Origin of the sequence: Collinsella sp. WCA1-178-WT-3 (M1) (assembly GCF_009696325.1) — a bacterium.
Taxonomy (GTDB): domain Bacteria; phylum Actinomycetota; class Coriobacteriia; order Coriobacteriales; family Coriobacteriaceae; genus Collinsella.
Genome location: NZ_VUME01000005.1, coordinates 156201 through 162200, shown reverse-complemented (window position 1 = coordinate 162200; position 6000 = coordinate 156201). Strand labels below are relative to the sequence as shown.

At 59.3% G+C, this 6000-nt stretch carries 4 protein-coding genes and 1 tRNA gene; 2 read left to right on the top strand and 3 right to left on the bottom strand.

Annotated elements, in window-relative coordinates; genetic code table 11:
* Positions 1 to 235 precede the first annotated feature (235 nt).
* Positions 236 to 312: transfer RNA gene (locus tag FYJ40_RS04995), tRNA-Pro, on the top strand.
* Positions 313 to 827: 515 nt separating this feature from the next.
* Here FYJ40_RS04995 and FYJ40_RS04990 read toward each other — a convergent pair.
* A complete protein-coding gene (locus tag FYJ40_RS04990; protein WP_154516442.1) occupies positions 828 to 1808 on the bottom strand; it encodes a DUF6273 domain-containing protein in 981 nt (326 codons plus the stop codon).
* A 354-nt stretch (positions 1809 to 2162) separates the two neighbouring features.
* On the opposite strand from FYJ40_RS04990, the gene FYJ40_RS04985 reads away from it, so the two are divergent.
* Entirely contained in the window at positions 2163 to 4391 is a 2229-nt protein-coding gene (locus tag FYJ40_RS04985; RefSeq protein WP_154516439.1) for a hypothetical protein, read from the top strand.
* Here FYJ40_RS04985 and FYJ40_RS09010 read toward each other — a convergent pair.
* Positions 4310 to 4525: a DUF6290 family protein gene (locus tag FYJ40_RS09010; protein ID WP_229770674.1), complete on the bottom strand. Its 216-nt coding sequence runs from the start codon at positions 4523 to 4525 to the stop codon at positions 4310 to 4312. The genes FYJ40_RS04985 and FYJ40_RS09010 overlap by 82 nt on opposite strands.
* 265 nt (positions 4526 to 4790) lie before the next feature.
* Entirely contained in the window at positions 4791 to 5774 is a 984-nt protein-coding gene (locus tag FYJ40_RS04980; protein WP_154516436.1) for a DUF6273 domain-containing protein, read from the bottom strand.
* Positions 5775 to 6000 lie beyond the last annotated feature (226 nt).

Sequence of the window (6000 nt, the reverse complement as noted above, 5' to 3'; positions counted from 1 at the left end):
TCCGGACATACCGTCCTCCGATCTCCCGGGGCCGGCCGATCCGGCCCTCAGGGTATCGGGTTCCCACATTCATCCGCACATGTACGGATGAATGTGGGAGGTGTTCGGATAAAGTTGATAATCAAGGAATTTTAGACTTGCTTCAAAATTTGTAAAAAAGTTCTTGCACAAGGACAAAGTTTCGGGGTACTATACTCCCTGTTGCGAGCGAGAGCAGAGCAACAAACAAATGCTTCGGGACGTGGCGCAGCTTGGTAGCGCACTTGACTGGGGGTCAAGGGGTCGCTGGTTCGAATCCAGTCGTCCCGACCAGAAGTTTGCAGGTCAGGCACCTAGTGCCTGACCTTTTTTGTTTTAAGCAATTGCTTAATTTTTATTAAGCAACAGGGTGCCAAAAATCTACCTGAGCGATAATCGCCTTTTGCGGCTACTTGCGCGTTTTGCATACGCATGAGCCGATTTATTAACGCGATATGAATCTACATACGCGTAGCTGGTATACAGCCGAGTACAGGCTGTATTTATCGCGGCGATTTACGCCAATATAGCGACTGTAACGTACAAACGTGTCGCTGTATTTATTCCAGTAGTTCACTTGACCGGTGGACAAGTGGGCTATCGCAACGAAACGCCAACCAGGATGGGCTCCATACGAGGGTGTCGCAGAGATAATGGCGGGGGAGTACGGCAGGTGCCCTGAGAGCAGCTGTATGGCCCCATATTTCCTCAAACCGACTTTCAGTGCCATGGACCTCAAACCGTTCGTGCGGTTGCCAAAAGAAAAGCCCCTACGGGATGCAGGGGCTCAACGTCAGATGCGAATAGAGCTAGAAGCAGAAGACGGGACGTACGCAGCTTATATTTGTCGCGCCATTGCCATTGCGGTATGAGGGATTGCCCGGCCCGCTGACAACAATGAAGTATTCCCGGCTGCCCGAATAAGCCGAGCGTTCCCACCAGTAAGTGCCGCTGGCGATAGCAGAGTTGTTGGAACCGTTGTTCGTGACCTTGCCCTTGAAAGCCTCGTACTGGGAGCCTTCCTTGCCTATCCAAGAATACTCAGACCAATCGCTTCTAGGAGTCTCAACGATTTCGGAGTAGCTGAGCAGGAACAGCCTATCCGTGGTCGCAGTGACGGGAGCATTCCTGTCGGTACCGCTCACGTTGTTAGTGAGCTTCTTGACCGATTTCACCTTGGACTGGATATCGGATGGCATCAAGTTCCAGATCTCGCCGAAGTTCATCTTCTGGCGGAGCTCCGACTGCTCCCAGCCGCCGACAGTGGTGTTCTTGGAATTCATGCGGGCGCTGATGCCCGTTGAGGTGGTGAGGAACGTCAGCCCTGCCTTGCCGGAGCCGTCCGCGAGATCGTCGTGGTTGATGCCAATGATGCGATAGGACATAGTCTGGCCATTGGTCAGCTTCACAGACCAGGTCGTTCCCGCGTCCATGGCGGCTTTCGCCTTGGCGTAGACGACGGAGGACGTTCCGTTCTTCGCGATGTTGGTGGCCGCTGCCTTCTGCTCGTCGAGCGTCCAGTCCTTGACTTCCTTGGCGATGATGGTTTTCATCGCCTCGCGGTAGGCCTTCTCCTCCTCGCTCATGAAGCTATCGCCGTCGGTGCCGGAATCGACCGTGTTCGCCACCTGGTTGAACTGGTTCCGGATGGCTCCCGCCACGCCGGGTCCCGCGAACATGATCACCAAACCAATGACGGCGATAATCAGGACGTACTCGATAATTGACTGCCCTCTGAGGCGGGTACTCTTAGAAGATACCCCCCCCCCGAAGGTTCTGCGCCGCTGCATGCATATGCGACACTCCCTTCGTATGGGGATTGATATTGCATGCGGGAGCGTACGATGAACGGTCTTGATTTCCCTGCAATGTGCCGCAGCGGCAACGATGACGGTAGGGGAGAAAACCGAGTGTCTTGAATGCAGTCAATTTCTCTCTCGAAGCCCTCGCATGGCTGCGCCTTGTCGATATAGAGGCGATTGTGGGTGCCCCCCTGTACCGCCCAATGTTTGACAATCTTGCTCGAGTTTCTTTCGCCGGGTTTGGCAGCTGAACCAAAGGCGTAAAACGCAAAGTTATAATATCGCTCGTATGAGAAACAACGTGATTCGAACTGTCTATTCGCCCACGAGAAAGAATCGTCCATGAGCATATTCGACAAAGGCTTCGACCCGCTGCAAGAGATCCAGAGGGCCGCTAAGACTGCCGGCGAGGCGACAGTCAGGATTGCCGAGGGCGCCACCGGGGCAGCGACAGCAGCGACCGCGGCGATCGTAGACGCGGCGTCAACGGCGGGCGCGGCGATCGCAGGGGCGGCGGGCGGCGCGAAGGCCGTCCTCGACGAAAAAGAGGCCGAAAGACTTGATGCGGAGAAGGCGGAGTACGCGCCCAAGGTACAGGAAGCCTTGAGGGCGATTGAGGCCACCCGCGCACAGGAGCTACTCGGCTCATTCCAGGAGTCTCCGCTCCCGTTGACGGAAGCCAATGCCGCCAAGGTGAAGTCAGCCTTCCCGATACCGAGGGAACAGACCGTCGTCTGGGCCGACGCCGAGTTCGACCTCAGGCCCAGCGGCATCGCCATGACCGAAAAGGGCGTCTACATCAAGGCAGACGCCGACGCGTTCGCCGTCCCGGGGAAGGAAAAGAGGCAGTCCCGCCTCTTCTACTTCGAATGGGCGTACTTCGAACCCGGCTCCTTCGCCTCCGACGGTGAAGGCAACCTTGCGCTCACCGTCGACGAAGCGTGCCGGAGCCAGTTCGTATCCCGCTGCAAGGCGCTCCGCGACCTTGAGGATGACCGCGCCGCCGGCATCGACAGCGGGCTTGCCGCAGTGGACGATACGGCGGTCAAAGCCGCAGCAGTCGCGGCGGCGGCAACCATCAACAGCAACGGGGAGGTCTTCGTTGAGCAACGTGCAGCGGTCAACAACCCTGCAGGCCATGGAGAGCTTGCCGAGGAGGCGAACAGCATTATCGACAGGCTCCAGGGACACCAGGCCGAGATTCTGGGGAGGGACAACGCGAAGAACGGCCCCGACCGAAGTGTCGACGGAGTTCTGATCCAGACCAAGTACTACAAGACGGCACGCGGCTCCCTCGAAGCATGCTTCGATCCGAGCAGCCATCAGTATCGCTACCTTGCGAAAGACGGCACGCCGATGCAGCTCGAAGTCCCGAAAGACCAGTACCAGCAGGTGCTCCGCGGTTTTGAGAAGAAGATTAGCCAAGGCAAGGTCCCCGGCGTCAGCGACCCCAAGGACGCCGAGAAGATCGTCCGCAAGGGCAAGCTCACATACGACCAGGCGGTGAACCTCGCCAAGCCGGGAACGGCGGATTCGCTGAAGTATGATGCCGCGACCGGCGCGGTCACATGCTCCTGCGCATTCGGCCTGTCGTTTCTGGCGACGACGTTCATGGCGTACAGGGAGACCAGAGACATCACCGGTGCCGTCCAGGCGGGCATCGCTGCCGGCGTCCAGGTGTTCGGCTTGTCCTTTGCCCAGCATATGGTCGTCTCGCAGCTCTCCAGAACGGGGCTTTCCAACGCTTTGATGGCACCCAGCCAGGCGGTGGTCGGCAAGCTCGGATTTAAGGCGTCCGCAACGATCGTCAACGGCCTGCGTGCCCTCACAGGCAAGACCGCCATAAGCGGAGCAGCCGCCTCCAAGCAGCTTGCGAAGATGCTAAGGGGCAATGCAGTCTCGGCAGCGGTGACCCTCGCCGTGTTCTCAGTCCCCGAGACCTACAGGCTCTTTCAAGGCAAGGCGAGTGGCGCCCAGTACGCCCAGAACATGGCATGCCTAGCCACCTCGGTCGCCGGGGGAATCGCCGGCGCCACCGCGGCAGGAGTCGCGGCGGCTAAGGTTGGCGCCACGGCCGGCACGGCGGTGTCGCCCGGCGTGGGGACCATCGTCGGTCTCGCGGGCGGCATGGTCGGCGGAACGGTCGGCACAGCGGCCGCGGGCGTAGTCGGCGGGATACTGTTCGAGGGCGACAGCGCGTCTTTTGGGCGGTACTTCAACGCCATGGTGTCGTGTATGGCGGTCGAGTACCTGCTCGACGGGCATGAGATGGACGAGCTGCTTGCTGTCCTGAACGGCGTAAAGCCGGAAGAGTTCAAGACGCTGATGGAGGAAACGCTCTCATCGCAGTTCCAAGAGGTGAAGGTCCGGGCGTTCCTTGTCCCGATGTTCGATGAGATCGTGTCGCGCAGAGAGCGCTTTGCGCTTCCCACCAGCAGTCAGATATCCGACGCCCTTGTCAAGTTCGAGCAGACGATGCGTGCGGACAATCACTCGGCCTCCGCCGCCATGCGCACGACCTCTTCCATCGGGTATTGTATACCATCATCCCCGTCCAAGGCCTCGTTGTAGGCCTCGATGTCCGCCATTTCCTCAGCCTTCTCGAGCGCGGCCCTTCTCACGAACTCAGAAAAGGACATGCCTGCGGCGTCCGCACGGTCCTGAATCAAGGCCCTTTCGCCCTCATCGAACTTGATCTCGCACATCGCCATGTCTGATCCCGTCAACGCCATCATCGAAGTGAGCCCATTATTCACCCACTGCATACGCCCTGAACTCGAAACGGCACCAAGATAGGCTCTATACGAGGACGGCGCAGAGGTAATGACGGGGGAGTGCGACAGGCGCTCTAAGAGCCGGTGGCGAGACCGTTTTCCTCAATCCTATAACCTGTGCCACGAGCCTCAAACCGTTCGTGCGGTTGCCAAAAGAAAAAGCCCGCGCGGGATAGCGCGGGCTTAGTAGTTGGAATTAGAAGCAGAAGGCGGGGAACACATAGCTGAGGGAGTTCGCGCCGTAGTAGCCACAGAGACCGCTGCTAGCGATCTCGCGGAAGTACCAGGAGTAGATCGGATGCACGGAGCGAGTCCAGTGATAAGCACTGGACGAAGCACCGGAGCAGTTCGACTGCGTCACACCCTTGGAAGCGTAATACTCGTACTGGGTGCCGTCGGAGTCGAGATCGCCCCAGACTTCGGTCGAGCTGAGGAGGAAGACCTTATCGGTCGTAGCCGAGGGGGTGCCGGCAGTGCCGCCGCCTCCCTTGTTGTCGGTCATCTTCGTGACGGCCTTCACATTGTATTGGATCTCGGCCGGCAGGAGCGCCCAGAGGTCACCGGTGTTGAGGCGTCCGCGGAGCTCGGAGGCCTCCCAGCCGCCTGCATTCGAATTCGTGGCGTACATGCGCTGAGCGCCCAGGGCATCGTTGGTCGCCTCGAACGTGAGACCGGCCTTGCCCGAACCGTCCGCGAGGTCGTCGTGGTTTATGCCGATGATGCGGTACTCGAGTGTCTGGCCGTTGTTCAGCGTGACGGACCACTTTGTCCCCGAGCCCATGGCATCCTTGGCCTTGGGGAACGCGACCGAGGCGGTTCCCTTCTCGGCGATGTCCTCGGCGGCCTTCTTCTGGTCCTCGAGCGTCCAGTCCCTCGGGTCCTTGTCCGTCACCGTCTTCATGTCGTCGAGATAGTCCTTCTGCTCCTGGTCGGGCGTATTGCCGCCGGACCCGCCGCCCGAGGTGCCGCCGAGGCCCGAGCCGGAGCCATGGATGCCGCCGGCCAGGGTATTCGCCACGCCGGCGAACTGGTTATGCACGGCTTGCGATACCTGCGGTCCGGCGAAGACGACGACGAGCGAGATGACGGCGATGATCAGGACGTACTCGATGATAGACTGGCCCCGGAGGCGAGCCGCCCTACGCGCGACCCCCCGAGGCGGAATTGCCGCTGCATGCATATGCGGCTCCCTTCGCTCAAGGGTTTGCAATACGAGCCGAGCGTAGGACTATTTCAGAATTCTTTACCGGTCTTGCCGCAGCGGCAAAGAGTAATTAGCTCAACGTCTGCGCAGCTTAACCTAACGCTCGCAGAATCGAATTTGTTGCTCAACAAATTCGTAGGTGAGGACAGTAGAATTGGTGTTATCGGAAGTGACGGAGGACCGCCTGTGTCGAAGCGGGCAG

Excerpts from the sequence above, each read along its gene's own strand:
- FYJ40_RS04990 (WP_154516442.1), bottom strand. The coding sequence starts at position 1,808 with ATGCAGCGGCGCAGAACCTTCGGGGGGGGGGTATCTTCTAAGAGTACC.
- FYJ40_RS09010 (WP_229770674.1), bottom strand. The coding sequence starts at position 4,525 with ATGTGCGAGATCAAGTTCGATGAGGGCGAAAGGGCCTTGATTCAGGAC.
- FYJ40_RS04985 (WP_154516439.1), top strand. The coding sequence starts at position 2,163 with ATGAGCATATTCGACAAAGGCTTCGACCCGCTGCAAGAGATCCAGAGG.
- FYJ40_RS04980 (WP_154516436.1), bottom strand. The coding sequence starts at position 5,774 with ATGCATGCAGCGGCAATTCCGCCTCGGGGGGTCGCGCGTAGGGCGGCT.